The following is a 21,946-nucleotide window of genomic DNA, read 5'->3' as shown; positions in this document are numbered from 1 at the left end:
GGTACCACGTTGACGCTCTGGATGCTGCCGGCCCTCCCCTTGGCCGGCGCCGTGATCCTGTTGCTGCTCGGGAAGGTCAGCGATGCCTGGGGGCATTGGCTGGGCACCGCGCTGGCACTGGCCTCGTTCGCCGTGGCGGGCTGGGCGTTCGTCGACATGCTCGGCCGCGGCGCCGACGCGCGGCCCGTCGCGCACAGCTTCTTCAGCTGGGTGCCGGTGGCCGGGCTGCAGGCCGACTTCGCGCTGCGCCTCGATCAGCTGTCGATGTGTTTCGTCCTGCTGATCACCGGGGTCGGATCGCTGATCCACCTCTACTCGGTCGGCTACATGAGCCACGATCCCGGCCGCCGCAGGTTCTTCGCCTACCTGAATCTGTTCCTGGCCGCGATGCTGGTGCTGGTCCTCGCCGACAACTACCTGGTGCTGTACCTGGGCTGGGAGGGCGTCGGCCTGGCGTCCTACCTGCTGATCGGTTTCTGGCACGAGAAGCCTTCCGCCGCAACGGCGGCGAAGAAGGCGTTCGTGGTGAACCGGGTCGGCGACATGGGGCTGGCGATCGCGCTGTTCGTCATGTTCGCCACCTTCGGGTCGGTCGACTTCTCCCAGGTGTTCGCGGGAGCGCCGCAGGCCGGCGAGGGCACGCTCACCGCGATCGGCCTGCTGTTGCTGCTCGGCGCGTGCGGCAAGTCCGCGCAGGTGCCGCTGCAGTCCTGGCTCGGGGACGCGATGGAGGGCCCGACCCCGGTGTCGGCGCTCATCCACGCCGCCACCATGGTCACCGCCGGTGTGTACCTGATCGCGCGGTCGGGTCCGATCTTCGACCTCGCGCCCGGCGCGCGGGCCGCCGTGATGACCGTCGGCGCGGTGACGCTGCTGTTCGGCGCGATCATCGGCTGCGCGAAGGACGACATCAAGAAGGCGCTGGCCGCCTCCACCATGAGCCAGATCGGCTACATGATCCTCGCGGCCGGACTCGGGCCGATCGGCTACGCCGCCGCCATCATGCACCTGCTCACCCACGGATTCTTCAAGGCCGGGCTGTTCCTCGGCGCCGGTTCGGTGATGCACGGCATGAACGACGAGACCGATATGCGCCGCTACGGCGGACTGCGCAAGGTCATGCCGATCACCTACGTCACCTTCGGGCTCGGCTACCTCGCGATCATCGGGGTGCCGCCGTTCTCCGGATTCTTCTCCAAGGACCGGATCATCGAGTCCGCCTTCGCCTTCGGCGGCGTCGGCGGCATCGTCACCGGTATCGCCGCCCTGGCGGGCGCCGGCATCACCGCGTTCTACATGACCCGCGTGATGCTGATGACCTTCTTCGGCGAGCGCCGCTGGCGCGAGGACGCGCACCCGCACGAATCGCCCGCGGTGATGACCGGTCCGATGATCCTGCTGGCGCTCGGGTCGGTCGGCGCGGGCGGGCTGCTGGTGCTCGGGTCCTCGCTGCAGAACTGGCTGGAGCCCGTGGTCGGCGTCCATCACGGCGAGTCCGCGATTCCGGCCTGGGCCATCACGGTCTTCGCACTGGTCGTCGTCGTGGCCGGCGTATGGGTCGCCTACGACGAATACGCCCGCAAGGTGCCCGAGACCGCGCCCGCCGGTTCGGCGCTCACCCGCGCGGCCCGCCGCGACCTCTACGGCGACGCCCTCAACGAAGCCGCGTTCATGCGGCCGGGGCAGCACGTCACCCGCTCGCTGGTGTTCGTCGACACCCGCGGCATCGACGGCCTGGTCAACTCCACCGCCGCCCTCATCGGCGGCCTGTCCGCCCGAATCCGGCGCGTGCAAACCGGTTTCGTCCGCTCCTACGCCCTGTCCATGTTCACCGGCGCGGCCCTGGTGGTCGCCGCCCTTCTCGCGGTGAGGCTCCTGTGAACTCATTTCCGTGGCTGACGACGCTGTGGGTGCTGCCCCTGGCCGGTGCGGCACTGGTGCTCCTGCTGCCGGGGACGCAGCGCACGCTGGCTCGCTCGACCGGGCTGGTGTTCTCGCTGGCCGCGCTGGCCGCCGGGATCGTGGTGGCGGTGCGGTTCGAACCGGGGGGCGCGCAGTTCCAGTTCGTCGAATCGCACAGGTGGATACCGGCTTTCGGGGCGGGTTACACGCTCGGCGTCGACGGGATCGCGCTGGTGCTGGTGCTGCTCACCGCGGCGCTGGTGCCGTTGCTGATCCTGGCGGGCTGGAAGGACGAGCGGGAGGTCGGGACCGGGCGGCGCGTGGCACACATCTACGTCGCGCTGACGCTCGTCGTCGAGTCCATGGTGCTGATCTCGTTCGTCTCGCTGGACATCCTGCTGTTCTACGTGTTCTTCGAGGTCATGCTGATCCCGATGTACTTCCTCATCGGCGGATTCGGGCCGCGCACCGATGACGTCGCGCTGCGCCAGCAACGCTCGCGCGCAGCGGTGAAATTCCTGCTGTACAACTTGTTCGGCGGGCTCATCATGCTGGCGGCGGTGATCGGGCTGTACGTGCTCACCGCGCGCGAGAAGCTCGGCGCCGACGGCGGCGGGACCTTCGACTTCCGGGCCGTCATGGCCGCCGCCAACTCCGGCGAGCTGGGCGCGGGCCCGGCGGTGCTGAACGCGATCTTCCTCGGATTCATGTTCGCGTTCGCGGTGAAGGCGCCGCTGTGGCCGCTGCACACCTGGCTGCCCGGCGCGGCCGTCTCCGCCACCCCGGCCAGCGCGGTACTCATGATGGCGGTGGTCGACAAGGTCGGCACCTTCGGCATGCTGCGCTACTGCCTGCTGCTGTTCCCGTCCGCCTCGTCCACCTACGCGCCGCTGATCTGCACCCTCGCGGTGATCGGCATCGTGTACGGGGCACTGCTGGCCATCGGGCAGACCGATGTGATGCGCCTGATCGCCTACACCTCGATCTCGCACTTCGGGTTCATCATCCTCGGCATCTTCGCCATGACCAACCAGGGCGGCGCCGGGGCCACGCTGTACATGATCAACCACGGCATCTCGACCGCGGCACTGTTCCTGATCGCGGGATTCCTGGTGTCGCGCAAGGGCAGCCGGCTCATCTCCGACTTCGGCGGCGTGCAGAAGGTGGCGCCCGTGCTGGCCGGCACCTTCCTCATCGCCGGACTCGCCACCCTCTCGCTGCCCGGACTCGCACCGTTCGTCAGCGAATTCCTGGTCCTGGTCGGCACTTTCACCCGCTACCCGGTGGCGGCGATCTTCGCCACCAGCGCCCTGGTGCTCGCGGCGCTGTATGTCCTGTGGCTCTACCAGCGGATGATGACCGGGCCGGTCAAGAAGGACAACGAGCGGCTCTACGATCTGCTGCCGCGCGAACTGGTCGTGGTGGTTCCGCTGATCGCGGCGCTGCTGTTCCTCGGCGCGTACCCGAAGCCCGTGCTCGACCGCATCAATCCGGCGGTGGCCACCACGCTGACCACCATCGGCAAACACGATCCGGCACCGACCGTGCCACAGCAGGAGGCGGCCGTCGCCCCGGGCGGAGGGACCCACAAATGACTCAGCTTCTCGCCGCGACGGTTCCGGCCCCGTCCATCGAATACGGTGTCCTCGCACCGATGCTCGTCGTCTTCGCCGCCGCCGTCGCCGGAGTGATCGTGGAGGCGTTCGCGCCCCGCGCCTGGCGGTACTGGTTGCAGGTGCTGCTCGGCTTCGCCGGGCTCGGTATCGCGCTCGGCGCGGTCGTCGGTCTGGCCGGCACCCGCACCACCGCCGTCGTCGATGCGGTGGCCGTCGACAATGTGGCCCTGTTCCTGCAGGGCACGATCCTGGTGGCCGCGATACTCGGGCTGGTGTTGATGGCCGAGCGCGGCATCGTGCCGCTGCTGCGCCGCCCGCGGCGCGAGGGTCCCGGCACCTGGAGCCGCGCCGCCGCCCAGGCCGCCGGCGCCACGATCCCGGTCGACGCGTTCACCCCGCAGGCGGCCGCCGTCCCCGGCAGCCAGGACGAGATCGCCGCGGCGCGAGCGGGAATCACCACCACCGAGGTGTTCCCGCTGACGCTGTTCGCCGTCGGCGGGCTGCTGCTGTTCCCGGCCTCCAACGATCTGCTGACCATGTTCGTGGCGCTCGAGGTGCTGTCACTGCCGCTGTATCTGCTGTGCGGGCTGGCGCGGCACCGGCGGCTGCTGTCGCAGGAGGCGGCGCTGAAGTACTTCCTGCTCGGCGCGTTCTCCTCGGCGTTCTTCCTGTACGGGATGGCGTTGCTGTACGGCTACGCCGGTACAGTGCGTTTCGGGGGCATCGCCGATGTGGTGGCCCGCGACTCCGGCTCGAAAACCCTGGCGGTGCTGGGTATCGCGATGCTGGCGGTCGGCCTGCTGTTCAAGATCGGCGCGGTGCCCTTCCAGGCGTGGGTGCCCGACGTGTACCAGGGCGCGCCGACTCCGGTGACCGCGTTCATGGCCGCCGGGACCAAGATCGCCGCCGTGGGCGCGCTGCTGCGGCTGCTGCAGGTGGCGGTGCCGGGGCTGCGCGACGACTGGCGCCCGGTGCTCGCGGCGGTCTCGATCGCGACCATGGTGGTCGGCGCGATCATGGCGGTGACGCAGACCGACGTGAAACGCGTCCTGGCGTATTCCTCGGTGGCCCATGCCGGTTTCATCCTCACCGCACTGGTCGCCGCGAACACCTCGGGCACCTCGTCGGTGCTGTTCTACCTCGCCGCCTACGGCATCGCCACGGTCGGCGCGTTCGCGGCGGTGACCCTGGTGCGCGACGGCACCGGCGACGAGGCGACGGCGCTGTCGTCCTGGGCGGGCCTGGGTCGGCAATCCCCCTGGCTGGCAACGGTTTTCGCGCTGTTCCTGCTGTCGATGGCCGGTATCCCGCTCACCAGCGGATTCGTCAGCAAGTTCGCGGTGTTCTCCGCCGCGGCCACCGGCGGCGCCACCGTCCTGGTGATCGTGGGTGTCATCGCCAGCGCGATCGCGGCCTTCTTCTACATCCGGATCATCGTGCTGATGTTCTTCACCGATCCGCCCGAGGACGCGCCGCGCGTCGTCACCCCGCCCGCCACCACCGGGGTGATCGCCGTGACCGCCGCCGCCACACTGGTGCTGGGCATCCTGCCCCAGCCGCTGCTCGATATGGCCGAGCGCGCAACGATATTCGTGCGCTGAGCCGTCAGTCCCTCGGCCCCGGGTGCTTATCACCCGGGGCCGAGGCTTATATCCGCCTGGGGCAGGGTGTCGTGACGGCTGCGGCCGAGGCGTACGTCCGCCCGGGGCAGGGTGTCGTGACGGCTGCGGCCGAAGCGTATGTCCGCCCGGGGCAGAGTGTTGTCACGGCTGTGGCCGAGGCGTATCCCGACCCAGGGGCCTCAGCGCACCGTGCGGAAGAATTCGCGCAGATCCTTCACGAGCAGATCCGGGGCCTCCATCGCGGCGAAGTGCCCGCCGCGGTCGAATTCCGACCAGTGCGCGACCGTGTGCTGCTTCTCCGCGATGCCGCGGATCGTCCGGTTGCCCGGGAATACCGCGATCCCGGTCGGCACCCCGGAGCGGGCCGGTTCCGCACCCCACTGGCGGGACTCCTTGTACAGCAGCATCGAGGAGCCGATGGTGCCCGTGAACCAGAGGATGGCGAGGTTGGCGAGCAGCACGTCGCGATCGATGGCCTCGTCGGGCAGATCCTTCGCGGGATCGGTGTAGGTGTGCACGACATCGAGCACCCACGACAGCAGGCCCGCGGGCGAATCGTTCACCGCCGGCGCCAGCGTCTGCGGGCGGGTGGCGTGGATGCCCGCGTATCCGGAGGTCTCCGAGCTGCTCCAGTCCTGGAGTTCGGCCAGCTTCTCCCGATCGCGGGCGCTGTACCCGGATCCGTCGTCGTCCCAGGACGGGATGGTGATGGGGTCGTTGAGGTGCACACCCGCGACGTGCTCGCCGTCGATGCTTCCCAGCCGCGGCGCGATGAACGATCCCGCGTCGCCGCCCTGCGCGCCGTAGCGGCGATAGCCCAGCCGCGCCATGAGTTCCGCGATCAGCTCGGCGGACCGTTCCGTGGCCGCCTCCCCCGGCGCGCCGGTCGGCCCGGAGAACCCGAATCCGGGCAGGGTGGGAATCACGAGATCGAAGGCGTCGCCCGCGTCCGCCCCGTGCGCGACGGGATCGGTGAGCGGCCCGATCACGTCACGGAAGTCGGCGAACGGCCACCCGTGCACCAGCACCAGCGGCAATGCTCCGGACTCGCCCGAGCGCACGTGCGTGAAGTGCAGGCGCCGACCGTCGATCTCGGTCACGAACTGCGGATGGGTGTTGAGCGCCGATTCCTGTGCGCGCCAGTCGAATTCGACGCGCCAGTAGTCGGCCAGCGCACGGGCGTAACTCGTCGGGATGCCGTAGTCCCACCCGACGCCGGGCAGTTCGGCGGGCCAGCGGGTGGCGGCCAGGCGGGCGTTCAGATCGTCGATGTCGTGCTGCGGGATGTCGATCCGGAAAGGTTCGGGAGTGGTCATGGCTCGACGCTACGACCCGCTTAGGAACGATCCGGTCCTAAGTGAATGGCATGCTGGGACCATGACCGAGACCTCCGCCCGGCTGCTGCGCCTGCTGTCGCTGCTGCAGGAGCACCGCGACTGGTCGGGCGCCGAACTCGCCGACCGGTTGCGCGTCACCGTCCGTACCGTGCGGCGCGATATCGACCGGCTGCGCGATCTCGGCTATCCGGTCGACGCCACCCAGGGCATCGCCGGCTACCGGCTGGGCGCCGGATCCGCGCTGCCGCCGCTGCTGCTCGACGACGAGGAGGCGCTCGCCGTCGCGGTCGGCCTGCGCACGGTCGCGGGCGGCACCGTGGCCGGGATCGAAGAGGCGTCGCTGCGGTCCCTGGCGAAACTCGAGCAGGTCCTGCCGTCGCGGCTGCGGCACCGGCTCGCCACGTTGCAACGCTCGATGGTGCGGGTGGGGGCCACCGCGCCGCGGGTGGACCCCGATGTCCTGATCGCCCTGTCCGAGGCGTGCGACCGGCGGGAGCGGCTGCGGTTCGACTACACCGATCACGGTGGGCGGCAGACGATTCGCGCGACCGAACCGGTCGCCGTCGTCAACTTCAGCCGGCACTGGTATCTGGTCGCGTGGGATGTCGGGCGGGACGACTGGCGCTCGTTCCGGGTCGACCGGCTGCGCCCGAAGATCCCGACCGGCCCGCGCTTCACGCCGCGCGAGCTACCCGGCGGCGACGTCGTCGCCTACCTGTCCCAGCGGCTGTCCGACGAGGCGTGGTCGTGGCGGGCGACCGTCGTGCTGCACCGGCCCGCCGCCGCGCTGACCGACCGGATCTGGCCGGGCATGGGCGTGCTGGAGGCGGTCGACGACACCTCCAGCCTGCTGCACGTGGGCGCCGATACGCCGTGGTCGCTGGCCTGGATGATCAGCTCCCTGGACGTCGACTTCACCGTGACCGGACCACCCGAACTCGTGGAAGCCGTTCGCGCCCTGGGTGATCGGTGCCGCGCCGCCACAGGCTGAGACTACGATGCACTCGACAGCCGTTCGGCGGACAGGGGAGATCGAGATGGCCGGCCACATCACGGGCATAGACCAATCGCAGCCGAGTATCGCCCGCGTCTACGACTACCTGCTCGGCGGCCGCGACAACTACGAGGCCGACCGCAAGATCGGCGACTTCTTCATCCGCGATCTGCCCGGTTCGGTGGCCATCGCCTACGCCAACCGGCAGGCCCTCGTCCGCGCGGTCGGCGCTATCGCCCGCGACGGCATCACCCAGTTCATCGATATGGGCAGCGGCCTGCCGACCGCCGACAACGTGCATCAGGTCGCCCAGGTCCACGTGCCCGGCGCCCGGGTCGCCTACATCGACAACGATCCGATCGTGCTGGCACACGGCCGGGCGCTGCTGGAGACCGACGACAACACCACCGTGATCCACGCCGATCTGCGCGAGCCGGAGGAGATCCGGCGGCACCCCGATGTCGAACGGCTCATCGACTTCGAGCGGCCGGTCGGCATGATATTCAGCGCGATCCTGCACCACCTCAACGACGACGAGGATCCGCGCGAACTGGTCCGGTGGTGGGTGGACCGGGTGCCGTCGGGCAGCGAGGTCTACATCTCGCACTTCCGCGCCGGATACAACGAGCAGACGCAGGCCGCCGAGGCGAAACTGCAGGAGACCTTCGGCCGCGGCCGCTGGCGCACCGACGACGAGATCCTGTCCCTGTTCGGCGACGACCTCGAGATCCTCGACCCCGGCCTGACCTACTGCACGCAGTGGCGGCCCGCCCCGCCGGCCGACGACGTCGACAAGATCGGCGTCGAGGAACGCGACCTGACGGTCTGGGAGCAGCTGATCGCCTGCGCGCTGGCCCGCAAGCCGTAGCCCGTACCGGGCCGCGCGCACAGGACATTTCGGCCGGAGATCATAAAATGACGGTGTCCTGGCAAGATCGTCCCGGGGGTGTACGGGTGACTTCTGATGCGGAACTCGATCCCGCCGCCGTCGAGATCGGCGGCTTCTTCCCACACGCGCCGGATCAGGTCTGGCGCGTGCTGACCGAACCCGATCTCCTCGCGCGGTGGCTCATGCGGTCGGTCGGATTCGACACGGCCGTCGGAACGCATTTCATCTTCGCGGTACCGTCCGAGCCGGCCGCCGGGGTCGCCTGCGAGGTCCTCACGTCCCGGCCCCGCGAGCAGCTGACGGTCAGCTGGGTCGATCTGCGCGCCGACTATCCCGCGCGCTGGATCGTCGACTGGGCTATCCGCCCGCAGGGCCGCGGTACGCGACTGCTGTTGACCCAGACCGGATTCGATATCGAGGACCGGCGGCAGAAGATGGCGCGCAACGCCATGGAGCGGGGCTGGCGCAACCTCATGCCGAAGCTGCACAGGGTGCTGGACACCCTCGACGACTGACGGTCAGCCGCGACCGGCGAGTATGGCCCGGGCCGCACGGATCAGGACGGCGTTGTCCGACACCGGCTTTCCGTCCGGATCGTGGAGAACGTCCTCCAGCCCGATGCGGGTGTCCAGTCCCATCTCCCCGGCCAGCCGCAGCACCGGCCACGCCCCGCCGTCCTCGCCGTGCAGCAGGACCGGGGCCGGGAGCGCCGGACCCAGCTGAGCCAGCAACGCGCGGGCGGCGGCGGGCGCGGTCCGCGAATCGGTGTCGACGATCTCGGCGAGGACGCGCAGCACGTGGGGCGCGTGCGGCGAGCGCCGGAACCGGTCGGCGCCGTCGGTCCCGGAGTACACGCCCGCCTCGACGCCGATCCCCATATCCAGCAGCGCGGCCGCGACCAGATCCGCGCCGGGCTCGTGCCAGTTCACCGAGGCGTGGTCGGGCAGCACGGTCCAGGTGCGGATCAGCTCGGCCCGGCGGGCGGGATCCGGCTCGGTCCACGCGCCGGTGGTGACGCCGACGGGAATGCCGGGCGCCGCGGCGCGCACCAGGTCGACGGCCTCGGCGACGGTCGCCGCGGTCAGGGTGTCCCGCCCGCGGGAATCCTTGGGGTGCAGATGAATATCCGCCGCCCCGGCGTCGACCGCGGCCCGCGCGGCCGCGGCCAGCTCGCTCGCGGATACCGGCACTCCGGCACACTCCGAGCGGGCGCGCGAACCGTTGAGGCACACCTGCAGCACGGGGCGATCCTAACGCCGGACCACCGCGGAATTCGGGCACTTCGGGTGCTCGGTCGGCCTTCCCGCCCCGGGCGAATCGCATAGGCTGCATCGAGTCGCCGCCGCAGCAAGGGAGTTCCCGCAATGGGTCAGCCGTTCCAGCCCGGACCGCCGCCGCACAATCCGGCGGGTTTCCCCGGCCCGGGATGGGGTTCCCCGCCCGGCTATCCGCCGCCGTCCGGTGGGCGCCGCGCGGCCGACGCGATCGCGGCCGCCGGCCTGGCCCTAGCGGCGATCTTGTTCGTCGCGCGCCGGATCTGGCTCTTCGCCCGGTACGACAAGTTCTTCTGGAGCGATGCCGTCGTGGTCCTCACCGTGCTGTTCGCCCTGTTCGCCGCGGTGCTGCTACTCACCGCCGGCAGGCCCGCCGTCGCGCGGGTCGCCGGCGGTATCGGTGCGGGCGCGGTGCTCGCGCCCAATCTCGGGTTGATCTTCAGCGCCGGCGACCGCAATCTGGGCAGCGCCGCGTTGGCCCACGGCGGCTGGCTGGCGATCCCGACCACCCTCGTCGCGCTCGTAGTGATCGGCGCGCTGTTCTCCGCGGCGATGTCGACCGGCGGCCCGCGCCCGCCCGCCAACTCCTGGCCCCAGCCGCAGATGGCGCCTCCCCCGAACGCATGGCAGCAGCAGCCGATGCCCGGCGCCCAGCCGCCCGCGGGATATCCCGGCCAGCACCAGCCCCCGCCGCCGCAGTGGCCCCAGCAGTAGGAGAAGACCGTGTTCCTCGTTACCGGCGCCACCGGCACCATCGGATCAGCACTCGTCACGGCGCTCGCGACCGCCGGTGAGCCGGTGCGCGCCCTGGTCCGCGACCCGGCGCGGGCCACCCTCCCCGCCGGCGTCGAGGCGGCCACCGGCGATCTGACCGCACCGGACACTCTCGGCGACGCTTTCGACGACGTACGAGCCGCCTTCGTGCTGCCGGGTTACCCCGGAGTCGTTGCGGCAGCCGAGAAGTCGGGGGTGCGGCACATCGTCCTGCTGTCGGGGACCTCCGCGGCCACCGGCAATACCGCCAATGCCGTCACCCGGTACATGGCCGCCTCCGAGCGCGAGGTGGTCGAATCCGGGCTGTCGTGGACGATCCTGCGCCCCTCGGCATTCATGTCCAACGCCCTGCGCTGGCTGCCCCAATTGCGAGCCGGGGATGTCGTGCGGGCCCAGTTCCCGACCGTCGCGCTCGCGAGCCTCGATCCCGCCGATCTGGCGGCGGTCGCGGCACAGGCCCTGCGCGGCGAGGACCATCGCGGCGAGATCCTGTGGCCCACGGGACCGGAGGCGCTGCGGCCCGCCGAGCAGGTCGCCGTCCTGGGCCGCGTCCTCGGCCGCGATCTGACCTGCGTCGAACTCGACAACGACGAGACCCGCGCCGAACTGCTGCGGACCACGCCACCGGAGTACGTCGACGCCTTCTTCGATTTCTATGTCGCGGGCGCGATCGACGAATCCGTCGTCCGCGATACGGTCGAACGGGTCACCGGCCGCCCGCCCCGCACCTTCGCCGACTGGGCCGGGGCACACGCCGACGAGTTCCGCTGACACCCGCCCGCGATGGCACACCGTGCAACTGTGCGGTGTGTGCATCCGGAACCGCTACTGCCCGACACGTTCCCAGCCGCGCGGCGGGCGATGCGTTCCCAGCGATTCGTCGCGGCTGCGGTAGACGATGTAGGGGCGGGTCAGGTAGGCCACCGGGGCCGACCACACATGCACCAGGCGACTGAACGGCCAGAACGCGAACAGCGCGCAGGCCAGCAGCGCGTGCAATCGGTAGCCGAGGGGCGCGCCCACCATGAGTTCCGGTTCGGGTCGGAAGTAGAAGATCGATCGGAACCAGGGCGCGACGTCCTGCCGGTAGTCGTGGTCCTGCCCGCTCAGCGTGTTGTACACCGTGGCGCCCAGGCCGAGCGCGAGCGTCAGCCCCAGCAGCGCGTACATGATCTTGTCGTTGCGGGTCGTGGCCGAGAACACCGGACCGACCGTGCGGCGGCGATAGATCAGGATCGCCAGCCCCAGGACCGCCGCGACACCGGCCAGCGTGCCGAGGCCGAAGGACACGGCGTGGTACACACCCTCGCTGACCCCGATCGCCTCGGTCCACGACTCCGGAACCACCAGCCCGAGCACGTGCCCGAGGAAGACGAAGACGATCCCGTAGTGGAACAGCGGGCTCCCCAGCCGCAGCAGCCGGTTCTCGTAGAGCTGCGAGGACCGGGTGGTCCACCCGAATTTGTCGTAGCGATACCGCCATACGTGCCCGACCAGGCAGATCCCCAGCGCCGCATACGGAACGGCGACCCACAGCAGAATATCCGCGGCGCTCGGCGTCATCGGCGTCCTCCGATCGGTTCGGGCATGTACGAGGGCGGCGCGAACGGTTCCAGCCCGACCTCCTCGCCCGGCGGGCCCTCGGCGATCAGGCGGGCCAGGGCGTCACGGTCGCTGCCGTGCAGCGGCGGCAGGGTGGCATCGACCGAATCGAGCACGCCCGTCCAGGGCGAGCCGGCGTCGCGCAGCCCGTGCCGCATGAGTTCCACGCCGACGCGGTACTCGGTCAGCAGCTTGTCGCCCGCCTCGGCGTGCGCCGCCGCGAACTCCAGCAGGACCGCCAGGTGGTCGGGCAGTTCGCCGTCACCGAGGACCAGGCCCGCGGCCCGGTAGACCTGTTTGAATCGCAGCAGCGCCATCCCGCGCTTGCGGGTGTCGCCGTACAGGAAATAGGTCAGATACGGGCTGAACCGCTTGCGGTGGTCGAAGGTGTCGACGTATTCGGTGGCCAGCGTGAGCGGTTCGGCGGTGTCGAGGTGATCCAGCAGTGGGCGCAACGGTGCACCGACTGCCTTCGGCAGGGCATCGGCCGCACGGCGCAGCAGCGGACGCCGGTCCAGCAGAACGGCATCGGGGTATCCCAGCAGCAGCGACTGGACCTGCCGGGCGGCGGCCCGCTCCGGTGCGCCGAGGCTCATTTGCGATGCCTCCCTTCGGTCCTGGGCGGCAGCAGTCCCGCGGGCACGCCGCGCCCGTCCCAGTTGAGCAGGTTCACCCGCTCGGACTTGCCGACCGGCGCCGCGCCGGTATCGCTGGTCTGGCGGTCGCGCAGCATCCGGAAGTTCTCCACCGCGACGGGTGTCACGCCGCCGGAACTCTCGCCGAACGGCCCCCAGCTGTCCATGCCCGGACCTCCGTCGTAGTCGAGGCTGCACCCGGTCGCAGATTCCTCCAGTCCGCGCGCCTGTTCGGCGTGGGCGGGCGGGATCACGTAGCGTTCCTCGTATTTCGCCAGCGCCATCAGCCGGTACATGTCGTAGAGCTGTTCGGCGTCCATGCCGACCTTCTCGGCGATCTCGGGGCGGGTTTCGCGGCCGAGATTGATATCGCGCATATAGCTGCGCATGGCGGCCAGTTTTCGCAACACCGACTCCACCGGCGCCACGTCGCCCGCCGTGAACAGCTCCGCGAGATATTCGACCGGGATGCGCAGCGCCTCGATGGCCGCGAACAGGTTGCCGTGGTCCTCGGCGTCGTTCCCGGTGTCGCGCAGCGCGTCGACCACCGGCGACAGCGGCGGGATGTACCAGACCATCGGCACCGTGCGGTATTCCGGATGCAGCGGCAGCGCGACCCGATAGGTATTGATCAGCGCGTACACCGGTGAGCGCTGCGCGGCCTCGATCCAGTCGTCCGGGATGCCCGCCCGCGTGCAGGCGGCGACGACCTCGGGATCGTTCGGATCGAGGAAGGCGTCGCGCTGGGCGGCGTAGAGATCGTGCTCGTCCGGGGTGCCCGCGACATCGAGGACCTTGTCGGCGTCGTACAGCATCAGCCCGATGTAGCGCAGCCGGCCCACGCAGGTCTCCGCGCACACCGTCGGCAGCCCGACCTCGACGCGCGGGAAGCAGAACGTGCATTTCTCGGCCTTGCCCGTGCGGTGGTTGAAGAACACCTTCTTGTACGGGCACCCCGAGACGCACATCCGCCAGCCGCGGCACTTGTCCTGGTCGACCAGGACGATGCCGTCCTCGCTGCGCTTGTAGATCGCGCCGGACGGGCACGACGCCGCGCACGACGGGTTGAGGCAGTGCTCGCAGATGCGCGGCAGATAGAACATGAAGGTGTGCTCGAACTCGAAGCGCACCTTGTCGCCCAGCTCCGCCAGCAGCGGGTCCTTGCGCGCGAGTTCCGGTGCGCCGCCTAGGTCGTCGTCCCAGTTGGCCGACCAGGTCACCGTCGTATCCTTGCCGGTGATCAGCGATTTCGGCCGCGCCACCGGGGTGTGCCGCTGCACGGGCGCGCTGGTGAGGGTGTCGTAGTCGTAGGTCCAGGGCTCGTAGTAGTCGGCCAGGTCGGGCAGGATCGGATTGTCGAAGAGGGTGAGCAGCTTGCGCAGGCGCCCGCCGCCGCGCAGCTTCAGCCGTCCCCGCCGGTCCAGCGTCCAGCCGCCGCGCCACCGCTTCTGATCCTCGTAGGTGCGCGGATACCCCTGTCCCGGACGGGTTTCCACGTTGTTGAACCACACGTACTCGACACCGGCGCGGTTGGTCCAGGTCTGTTTGCAGGTCACCGAGCAGGTGTGGCAGCCGATGCACTTGTCGAGGTTCATCACCATCGCCATCTGCGCCATGGGTTTCATATCAGTACCGCACCTCCTGGCCGCGGCGGCGGATCAGGGTGATCTCGTCGCGCTGGTTGCCGGTCGGGCCGAGATAGTTGAACGCGTAGGTCAGCTGCGCGTAGCCGCCGATGAGATGGGTGGGCTTGATCAGCAGCCGGGTCAGCGAATTGTGGATGCCGCCGCGCTGCCCCGACGTCTCCGCGATCGGCACGTCCACCACCCGGTCCTGGGCGTGGTGCATGTAGACGGTGCCCTCCGGCATCCGGTGCGACACGACCGCCCGCGCCACCACGACGCCGTTGCGGTTGACCGCCTCGATCCACTCGTTGTCGGCGACACCGATCTTGGCGGCGTCGCGGTCGGACATCCAGATCGTCGGCCCGCCGCGCGAGAGGCTGAGCATGAACAGGTTGTCCTGATATTCGGAGTGGATCGACCACTTCGAGTGCGGGGTCAGGTAGCGCAGCGCGAGGCCGTGCTCGCCGGTCGCGCCGAGCGCCGGTTCGGCGAACAGCGCGGCCATGTTCAGCGGCGGCCGGAACACCGGGAGCTGCTCGCCCACCTCGGCCATCCAGTCGTGGTCGAGGTAGAAGTGCTGGCGGCCGGTGAGGGTGTGCCACGGCTTGTTCCGTTCCACATTGACCGTGAACGGCGAGTACCGGCGGCCCCCGGATTCCGATCCCGACCACTCCGGTGACGTGATGACCGGGACCGGCGCGATCTGGGTGTCGGCGAAGGTGATCCGCTTGCCCTCGTGCTCGGCGGCCAGATCGGCCAGCCGGGTTCCGGTGCGCTTCTCCAGCGTCCGGAAACCCTGGGTGGCGAGGCGGCCGTTGGTGGTGCCCGACAGCGCCAGGATCGCCTCGCAGGCGTCGATGTCGCGCACCAGCGCCGGGCGGCCGTCGGCCGGCCCGCCGCGCACGGTGCCGTTCTTGTCGGCGAGGTAGGCGATCTCCTGGCCGACGTCGAACGTGACGCCCTTGGTGGTGGCGCCCAGCGAGTCCAGCAGCGGGCCGAGCGCCGCCATCTTCGCCGCCACCGCCGGATAGTCGCGCTCGACGGCGATCAGCTTCGGCATGGTCGTGCCCGGAACCGGTTCGCACTCACCGGCTTTCCAGTCCCGCACCACGCCGTGCGGGGTGGCCAGCTCGTCGGGGGTGTCGTGTTGCAGCGGCGCGGCCACGACGTCGGTGCGGGTGCCGAGGTGGTCCGAGGCCAGGCGGCTGAACGCCTTGCCGATGCGCTGGAAGGCGTCCCAGTCGGTGCGGGCCTGCCAGGGCGGAGCGATCGCGGGTGAGAACGAGTGCACGAACGGATGCATGTCGGTGGTCGACAGGTCGTACTTCTCGTACCAGGTCGCCGCCGGGAGCACCACATCCGAGTAGAGGGTGGTGCTGGTCATCCGGAAGTCCAGTGTCAGCAGCAGATCCAGCTTCCCGACCGGCGCCTCGTCGTGCCACCGCACCTCCCGCGGGCGCGCGTTCGGCGGCGCCTCCTCCGCGCGCAGCGACGACTCCGCGCCCAGCAGATGCTTCAGGAAATACTCGTCGCCCTTCGCCGAGGAGCCCAGCAGGTTGGACCGCCACACGCTGAGCACCCGCGGAAAGTTCTGCGGCGCATCGGGATCCTCGCAGGCGAACCGCAGCTTTCCCAGCTTCAGTTCCGAGACCACGTAGTCCGCGACCGGCAGGCCCGCCGCCTTCGCCTCCGCGCCGAGGTCGAGCGGATTGCGGTCGAAGGTCGGATACGACGGCATCCAGCCCAGCCGCGCCGACAGCGCGATCAGGTCGGCCGTCGTCTTGCCCGACAGCCGCCCGCCGGCCGCGGCCCCGGCGAGGGTGTCGGCGGCGAACGGGTCGTAGCGGAACTGGTCGGTGTGCAGGTACCAGTAGGCGGTCTGGATCATCTGCCGCGGCGGGCGCGACCAGTCCAGCGCATTGGCGACCTGCGCCCACCCGGTGACCGGACGGCACTTCTCCTGCCCGACGTAGTGCGCCCAGCCGCCGCCGTTGACGCCCTGGCAGCCGGTGAGCGTGGTGAGTGCCAGGAAGGTGCGGTAGATGGTGTCGGAGTGGAACCAGTGGTTGGTGCCGGCGCCGAGGAGGATCATCGACCGGCCCTCGGATTCGGCGGCGTTGGCGGCGAATTCGCGGCCGATGCGGGCGGCGGCCGCGGCGGGAACACCCGTGACGGTCTCCTGCCAGGCGGGTGTGCCGGGCTGGTTCGCGTCGTCGAGCCCGCTCGGCCACTCACCCGGCAGCCCCGGGCGGTGCACGCCGTACTGCGCCAGCATCAGGTCGTACACGGTGGTCACCAGGTGCCCGCCGACGGTGCGGACCGGGACGCCGCGCCGCAGCGGATGGGCCGCGCCGTCCGGGGCGTCGAACCGCGACAACTCCACCGCCACCGCGTCCCCGCCGTACACGGTCAGCAGCGGATCGGTCTCCCCCAGCTCCAGATTCCACCTCCCCGCGCCTTCCTCGCCGTACCGGAAGCCGAGGGATCCGTTGGGCACCACCGGATGTCCGCCCTCGTCCAGCAGAACCGTCTTGAACGCCGCATTCGGCTCGCCCGCGAATTCATCGAGATCGGCGGCGGTGAGGAACTTTCCGGGCCGATATGCGCCACCCGCCCCGTCCCTGGCCCCACCGACGCCTGCCCCGTTCCCGGCCCCACCGACGCCTGTGCCGTTCCCGGCCTCACCGACGCCTGCCCCGTTCCCCGCCCCACCGGCATCTTCCTTGTTTCCGGCATGCTTTTGGCCGGAAACAAGAGGTTCGAGCCGCACGAGAAACGGCAAGTCCGTACGCCGCTTCACATAGTCCGCGAAATACGGCTCCTGCCGGTCCACGAAGAACTCACGCAGGATCACGTGCCCCATCGCGAGGGCCAGCGCGCCGTCGGTGCCCGGATGCGGGGCGAGCCATTCGTCGGCGAATTTCACGTTGTCGGCGTAGTCGGGCGCGACCGCGATCACCTTCTGGCCGCGATAGCGCGCCTCCGCCATCCAGTGCGCGTCCGGTGTGCGGGTCACCGGCACGTTCGAACCCCACATGATCAGATAGCCCGCGTCCCACCAGTCCCCGGACTCCGGCACATCGGTCTGGTCGCCGAAGACCTGCGGCGAGGCCACCGGGAGATCGGCGTACCAGTCGTAGAACGACAGCATCACGCCCCCCACTAGCGAGACGAACCGCGATCCGCCCGCGAACGACACCATCGACATCGCGGGGATCGGGGAGAATCCCGCGACGCGGTCCGGACCATAGGCCTTGATGGTGTGCACGTGCGCTGCGGCGATCAACTCCACCGCCTCGTCCCAGGTCGCGCGGACCAGGCCGCCGCGCCCGCGCAGGCTCTTGTAGCGCCGCGCCGTCTCCGGATCTTCGACGATCGAGGCCCACGCGTCGACCGGATTCCCGGTGCGCGCCTTGGCTTCCCGATACAGTTCGAGCAGCGCGCCGCGAATGTAGGGGTAGCGCACGCGGGTCGGCGAATAGGTGTACCAGGAGAACGCCGCGCCGCGCGGGCACCCCCGCGGCTCGTATTCGGGGCGATCCGGGCCCACCGACGGATAGTCGGTCTGCTGGGTCTCCCAGGTGATGATGCCGTCCTTGACGTACACCTTCCACGAGCACGATCCGGTGCAGTTCACGCCGTGCGTGGAGCGCACCACTTTATCGTGTGCCCAGCGGTCCCGATAGAATTCGTCCGCTTGGCGGCCGCCCACTTGATACAGCGTGCGCCGGTCCGGCGATACCTCGGTCCGGGTGAAGAACCGCCGCGTGCCGATCAGCGCGTCGGTGAGTTCGCCGTCCAGTTGCACCATGCGCACGCCTCCTTCGAGGACTGCCGACCGACAGCGCCGCGGGGCGCGCGATCGACAACCAATCGCACGAACGACCTGAACGTTACCTGCGATCGACGTCTGGACGAGGGATTTGTCGGAATGATTATTGGAGGGTGCCCGGAGTTAGCCAGCCTTGGGCTGAGTGCGCAGCAAACCGTGCACTCCGACCGTATCGCCCTGCGCGGCGGCCCGGTCCAGGCGCACCGCGACGCGAATCTCGGTGCCGCCCAGGAAGATCTGCCCCAGGCCCACCGGCACCGCCAGTCCGGCCAGGGTATTGATCGGCCAGATCACCAGCAGGACGCCCGCGAGCACGGTGAGCAGGCCGTAGAACTCCACGCGCCCCGCGTGCGGCAGATCGTCGGACCAGACCGCGACGATCGCCTGCACGATCCCGTGGACGGCCCAGCCGATGCCGATCCACAGCGCCAGGACCGCGACCCAGTCGCCGCTGCGCAGGCACCAGGCCGCCAGCAGCAGGGCGATCAGCGCGGTGAGGAATTCCAGTGCCCGCAGGCCGCCGGAGACGCGGGCGCGGAAGGCGATCATCAGCTGCCATACCGCCGTCAGCAGCAGGCACGCCCCGAACAGCAGGCCCGCGACCTGCTCGGTCTTATCGGGCCAGAACAGGATCACCACGCCCAGACCCACGGTGGCGACCCCGATCGCCAGGGCCGCCTGCCATGCGCCACCGGCGAATACGTCGGTGCGCCCCGCAACTCGGAGTGTGGGCATAGCGTAATGATATGGCCCTGGACCGCAATTAGCCGGTGATTTGCGAACTACGGTCGAGTCGTCGCCACCCAGGTACCCGACCGGTCGGAATCTTCTTCGCCGGACGGATTTTCGCGAATATCGGGCAATCGGTGCGTTTCCCCTCGGCTGTCACGCTGTTTCCGATGGCTGCCCCGTCGCTGACCACCGGTTTTCGATCTCTCGGTATGCGGTCGGAGAGGCATGGCAATCCCTGATTCGACGTATATCCGGTGCAGAACCTCTCTGCCTCCGGCGGATTGCTATCGCTTTGCGACGACAGGTGACAATTGGCGGCCACCGACCATTCCAATTCGCCCGCAGCGAGGGCGCTCCCCTGCCGCTATTTCGCTGTCGCCCACCACTCGTCACGCGCACCCTCGCGGGTTACCGTGAGGGGGACAGCGTGTCGCGCGCTGCGCCGCGCCGCCGCGGCATGTCGGAAGGACCGCTCGTGACCAGCGCCTACCCGCCGGGACCCCGGCTACCCAGAGTCGTCCAGACGCTGCTGTACACCCGGTGGCGCCACCGCTACGTCACGGCCGCGGCGCGCCGCTACGGCGACGTGTTCACCGTGCGGATGGTCCCGCCGTACGCGGAGAATCTGGTGGTGTTCTCCCGGCCCGAGCACATTCGGGAGATCTTCGCCGGCGATCCCGCCGATCTGCACGCGGGCGAGGGCAACCGGGTGCTCGGCGCGATCATGGGCGAACATTCGCTGCTGCTGACCGACGAGGCCGACCACGCGCGCGCCCGCCGCCTGCTGATGCCGGCGTTCACCGGCTCCGCGCTGCGCGGCTACCGCGCCCTGGTCGAATCCATCGCCAAATCCCAGGTCGACGGGTGGGCCGCCGGTACCACGCAGCCCATGCTCGACCGCATGAACGAGCTGACGCTCGAGGTGATCATGCAGGTGGTGTTCGGGATGACCGAGCAGCACCGCCGCGACGAGCTCGCCCCGCTGCTGCGGCCCATCATCGATATCAACCCGATCGTCTTCTTCGGCTGGAAGTATCCGCGGCTCCAGCGGTTCGGGCCGTGGAAGCGGTTCCGCGACAACCAGACCGCGATCGATGCGCTGCTCTACGCCGAGATCACCCGCCGCCGCGCGCACCCCGACCTCGATCAGCGCGCCGATGTCCTGTCCCGGCTCCTGGCGGTCGGCTCCGGCGAGAATCCCGACGACGCCCCGCTCACCGACGCGGAACTGCGCGATCAACTCATCACGCTGCTGCTCGCCGGTCACGAGACCACCGCCTCGGCGCTGTCGTGGGCGTGCCACGAACTCGCCGCGGATCCCGTCACTCAGGAAACCGCGCGCCGGGCCGCCGCGGACGGCGACGACAAGTACCTGGAGGCGGTCCTGAAGGAGTCGATGCGGCGGCATCCGGTGATCGGCGCGGCACTGCGGCGGCTGACCCGGGATATGACGATCGCCGGTCTGCCTCTCCCGCGCGGCGCGGTGGTCTCGACCTCGATCGTGCTCGCGCATCGACGCCGCGCCAACTTTCCCGACGCCGACGAGTTCCGGCCCGCCCGGTTCCTCGACGGCAGCGTCCCGCCCAACACCTGGCTCCCCTTCGGCGGCGGCGTACGCCGCTGCATCGGCGCGGGCTTCTCCCTCATGGAAGGCACCGCGGTCCTCCGCGAGGTCCTGACCCGCTACACCCTCGCCCTGCCCCCGGGCGTCACCACGGAACGCGGCCGCATCCGCAACATCACCAACGTCCCGGCCGAGGGCGCACGAGTCGTGCTCACCGCCACCGGAATTCGTCCCTGATACACCACGGGCTCCTCACCGGATCGCGCCGACCAGCATCTCCGCGGCCGCCCCCGCCCCGTCGGTCCGGATGCTCTCCGCCACCGCGTCTGCTCGCGCGCGGGTGGCGGGCGCCAAGGCCGTATCGAGCGCGGCGGACAACGCCGCCGCATCGGGGCCGGCCTCCTCAAGGGTCGCGCCGATGCCGAGGTCGGCGACCCGTCGTCCCCAATACGTCTGGTCCATCATCTGAGGCACGACTACTTGCGGTGTCCCGGCCCGGGCCGCGGTCGTCGTCGTGCCCGCGCCGCCGTGGTGGACGACCGCGGCGACCCGGGGAAACAGCGCCTGGTGGTTGGCTTCTCCCACCACCAGGCAGTCGGAGACATCATCGACCGCGGTCAGTCCGGCCCAGCCCCGCGAGATGATCACGCGGCGGTCGTGCGCGCGAATCGCCTCGATCGCGGCTCGTGCGACGCCGGGGCCCACCTGCATGCTGCCAAAGCCGACGTACACGGGTGGTGCGCCCCGGTCCAGGAAGGCCGCCAATTCGGCAGGGAGAGGGCGTTCGTCGGGCACGATCCAGGCGCCGGTCTGCACCACGTCCAGGCCGGGCGTTCCTGGCCACGGCGCGAGAACGGAGTCCGCCGCGAGCCACGGCCGGTCGCCGATGACGTGGTCGCGCACGGTGGTCACCGGCGGCAGACCGAGCGCCGCCCGGCGGGCAGTGAGCGTCTCGCCGAATTGCGCGTCCCAGCCGAGGGCGTCGATCTCCCACAGAACTCGATTGCTCAATGCTTCCGGCGGGGGCCGGTCGCCCGCCATCGGCATCGGGCGATGATGCGGCGAGGGCAGCGTGGTCGGCTGGTAACTCGCGAACTGGTAATGGATGCCCAGCTTCTCGGCGACCGACCGGGCGGCGATCTCCGTGACGCTGGTCGCCACCACCGCGTCGCAGTCCGCGGCCGCCGCGGCGATCGTGTCGAATTGGTACGTGGGCCACTGGTCGACGTAGTGCAGCAGATCCGGCGGCGACGCGTCCCCGCCGTGCGATCCCGGCAGCGGCGGGCCCAGCGGCTCGAGCGGTACGCCCAGCTCGGCGAAGCGGGCCGCGAAATCCGGTGGCGCGCACACCCGCACCTGCGCGCCCGACTCCGGTAACCGCAGCGCGAGCGCCAGAGCCGGTTCGATATCGCCACGCGACCCGCTCGTCGACACCAGCACCCGCATATCGTCACGCCTCCCGTTCCGTCGAGCCGGCGTGGAGCGTAGTCGGCGGCGGCGCACACCCGCGGTCGGCGGATTCCCACCGGCGACAGCCGCGAGAGCGGT

17 protein-coding genes are annotated in these 21,946 nt (G+C 70.1%); 9 read left to right on the top strand and 8 right to left on the bottom strand.

The genetic code is table 11. The features are described 5' to 3' along the window. Positions 1-21 precede the first annotated feature (21 nt). From nuoL to nuoN, 3 genes are read left to right on the top strand one after another with little or no spacing between them, the layout of a single operon-like run. On the top strand, positions 22-1,881 hold the full coding sequence (nuoL, locus tag ON41_RS14990; protein ID WP_040748274.1) for an NADH-quinone oxidoreductase subunit L: 1,860 nt from the start codon (positions 22-24) through the stop codon (positions 1,879-1,881). Further along, entirely contained in the window at positions 1,878-3,497 is a 1,620-nt protein-coding gene (locus ON41_RS14985) for an NADH-quinone oxidoreductase subunit M (RefSeq protein WP_040748231.1), read from the top strand. The genes nuoL and ON41_RS14985 overlap by 4 nt, the downstream gene beginning before the upstream one ends. Then, positions 3,494-5,119, top strand: coding sequence for an NADH-quinone oxidoreductase subunit NuoN (gene nuoN, locus ON41_RS14980; protein ID WP_040748230.1), 1,626 nt, complete (start codon positions 3,494-3,496; stop codon positions 5,117-5,119). The genes ON41_RS14985 and nuoN overlap by 4 nt, the downstream gene beginning before the upstream one ends. Before the next feature lie 200 nt (positions 5,120-5,319). On the opposite strand, the gene ON41_RS14975 is transcribed toward nuoN, so the two are convergent. Further along, positions 5,320-6,456 (bottom strand): epoxide hydrolase family protein, encoded by a 1,137-nt coding sequence (locus tag ON41_RS14975; RefSeq protein WP_040748229.1) that lies wholly within the window; start codon positions 6,454-6,456, stop codon positions 5,320-5,322. Between the two features lie 61 nt (positions 6,457-6,517). Between ON41_RS14975 and ON41_RS14970 the strand changes: the two genes are divergently transcribed. The 3 genes from ON41_RS14970 to ON41_RS14960 all read left to right on the top strand — a co-directional run bounded on the left by ON41_RS14970 (position 6,518) and on the right by ON41_RS14960 (position 8,875). Next, entirely contained in the window at positions 6,518-7,468 is a 951-nt protein-coding gene (locus tag ON41_RS14970; protein ID WP_040748228.1) for a helix-turn-helix transcriptional regulator, read from the top strand. Between the two features lie 46 nt (positions 7,469-7,514). Next, positions 7,515-8,339: an SAM-dependent methyltransferase gene (locus ON41_RS14965; protein WP_040748227.1), complete on the top strand. Its 825-nt coding sequence runs from the start codon at positions 7,515-7,517 to the stop codon at positions 8,337-8,339. Positions 8,340-8,425: 86 nt separating this feature from the next. Further along, complete coding sequence (locus tag ON41_RS14960; protein WP_040748226.1) at positions 8,426-8,875, top strand: SRPBCC family protein; 450 nt, start codon at positions 8,426-8,428, stop codon at positions 8,873-8,875. Between the two features lie 3 nt (positions 8,876-8,878). On the opposite strand, the gene ON41_RS14955 is transcribed toward ON41_RS14960, so the two are convergent. Continuing rightward, positions 8,879-9,601, bottom strand: coding sequence for a 3-keto-5-aminohexanoate cleavage protein (locus ON41_RS14955; protein WP_040748225.1), 723 nt, complete (start codon positions 9,599-9,601; stop codon positions 8,879-8,881). 123 nt (positions 9,602-9,724) lie between these two features. Here ON41_RS14955 and ON41_RS14950 point away from each other — a divergent pair, with 123 nt between their 5' ends. After that, the gene (locus ON41_RS14950) at positions 9,725-10,348 is read left to right on the top strand and encodes a hypothetical protein (protein ID WP_040748224.1); all 624 of its coding nucleotides are present in this window, start codon (positions 9,725-9,727) and stop codon (positions 10,346-10,348) included. 9 nt (positions 10,349-10,357) lie between these two features. Continuing rightward, entirely contained in the window at positions 10,358-11,179 is an 822-nt protein-coding gene (locus ON41_RS14945) for an NAD(P)H-binding protein (protein WP_040748223.1), read from the top strand. A gap of 54 nt (positions 11,180-11,233) precedes the next feature. Here the strand turns inward: ON41_RS14945 and narI are convergent, their stop codons facing one another. The 5 genes from narI to ON41_RS14920 form a co-directional block, all read right to left on the bottom strand. After that, positions 11,234-11,971 (bottom strand): respiratory nitrate reductase subunit gamma, encoded by a 738-nt coding sequence (narI, locus tag ON41_RS14940; protein WP_040748222.1) that lies wholly within the window; start codon positions 11,969-11,971, stop codon positions 11,234-11,236. Then, positions 11,968-12,606 (bottom strand): nitrate reductase molybdenum cofactor assembly chaperone, encoded by a 639-nt coding sequence (gene narJ, locus ON41_RS14935; RefSeq protein ID WP_040748221.1) that lies wholly within the window; start codon positions 12,604-12,606, stop codon positions 11,968-11,970. Before narJ ends, narI begins: the two co-directional genes overlap by 4 nt. Next, complete coding sequence (gene narH / locus ON41_RS14930) at positions 12,603-14,270, bottom strand: nitrate reductase subunit beta (protein WP_040748220.1); 1,668 nt, start codon at positions 14,268-14,270, stop codon at positions 12,603-12,605. Before narH ends, narJ begins: the two co-directional genes overlap by 4 nt. 1 nt (position 14,271) lies before the next feature. Next, positions 14,272-18,081 carry a nitrate reductase subunit alpha gene (locus ON41_RS14925; RefSeq protein WP_040748219.1) on the bottom strand — a complete coding sequence of 1,270 codons (3,810 nt, stop codon included), beginning with the start codon at positions 18,079-18,081 and terminating at the stop codon, positions 14,272-14,274. Between the two features lie 144 nt (positions 18,082-18,225). Continuing rightward, entirely contained in the window at positions 18,226-18,837 is a 612-nt protein-coding gene (locus ON41_RS14920) for an HdeD family acid-resistance protein (RefSeq protein WP_040748218.1), read from the bottom strand. A 472-nt stretch (positions 18,838-19,309) separates the two neighbouring features. On the opposite strand from ON41_RS14920, the gene ON41_RS14915 reads away from it, so the two are divergent. Further along, the gene (locus ON41_RS14915) at positions 19,310-20,635 is read left to right on the top strand and encodes a cytochrome P450 (RefSeq protein WP_246829531.1); all 1,326 of its coding nucleotides are present in this window, start codon (positions 19,310-19,312) and stop codon (positions 20,633-20,635) included. A 15-nt stretch (positions 20,636-20,650) separates the two neighbouring features. Here ON41_RS14915 and ON41_RS14910 read toward each other — a convergent pair whose 3' ends face one another. Further along, on the bottom strand, positions 20,651-21,844 hold the full coding sequence (locus tag ON41_RS14910; RefSeq protein ID WP_040748216.1) for a glycosyltransferase: 1,194 nt from the start codon (positions 21,842-21,844) through the stop codon (positions 20,651-20,653). Positions 21,845-21,946 lie beyond the last annotated feature (102 nt).

This window comes from Nocardia transvalensis NBRC 15921, from assembly GCF_000308875.1.
GTDB classification, from domain to species: domain Bacteria; phylum Actinomycetota; class Actinomycetes; order Mycobacteriales; family Mycobacteriaceae; genus Nocardia; species Nocardia transvalensis.
The sequence above is the reverse complement of the archived record's forward strand: the minus strand, read 5'-3'. Positions and strand labels throughout refer to the sequence as shown.

Coding starts and splice junctions, on each gene's coding strand:
- narI (WP_040748222.1), bottom strand. CDS start 11,971: ATGACGCCGAGCGCCGCGGATATTCTGCTGTGGGTCGCCGTTCCGTAT.
- narH (WP_040748220.1), bottom strand. CDS start 14,270: ATGAAACCCATGGCGCAGATGGCGATGGTGATGAACCTCGACAAGTGC.
- ON41_RS14970 (WP_040748228.1), top strand. CDS start 6,518: ATGACCGAGACCTCCGCCCGGCTGCTGCGCCTGCTGTCGCTGCTGCAG.
- ON41_RS14950 (WP_040748224.1), top strand. CDS start 9,725: ATGGGTCAGCCGTTCCAGCCCGGACCGCCGCCGCACAATCCGGCGGGT.
- ON41_RS14925 (WP_040748219.1), bottom strand. CDS start 18,081: ATGGTGCAACTGGACGGCGAACTCACCGACGCGCTGATCGGCACGCGG.
- ON41_RS14910 (WP_040748216.1), bottom strand. CDS start 21,844: ATGCGGGTGCTGGTGTCGACGAGCGGGTCGCGTGGCGATATCGAACCG.
- nuoL (WP_040748274.1), top strand. CDS start 22: ATGCTGCCGGCCCTCCCCTTGGCCGGCGCCGTGATCCTGTTGCTGCTC.
- narJ (WP_040748221.1), bottom strand. CDS start 12,606: ATGAGCCTCGGCGCACCGGAGCGGGCCGCCGCCCGGCAGGTCCAGTCG.
- ON41_RS14965 (WP_040748227.1), top strand. CDS start 7,515: ATGGCCGGCCACATCACGGGCATAGACCAATCGCAGCCGAGTATCGCC.
- ON41_RS14920 (WP_040748218.1), bottom strand. CDS start 18,837: ATGCCCACACTCCGAGTTGCGGGGCGCACCGACGTATTCGCCGGTGGC.
- ON41_RS14975 (WP_040748229.1), bottom strand. CDS start 6,456: ATGACCACTCCCGAACCTTTCCGGATCGACATCCCGCAGCACGACATC.
- nuoN (WP_040748230.1), top strand. CDS start 3,494: ATGACTCAGCTTCTCGCCGCGACGGTTCCGGCCCCGTCCATCGAATAC.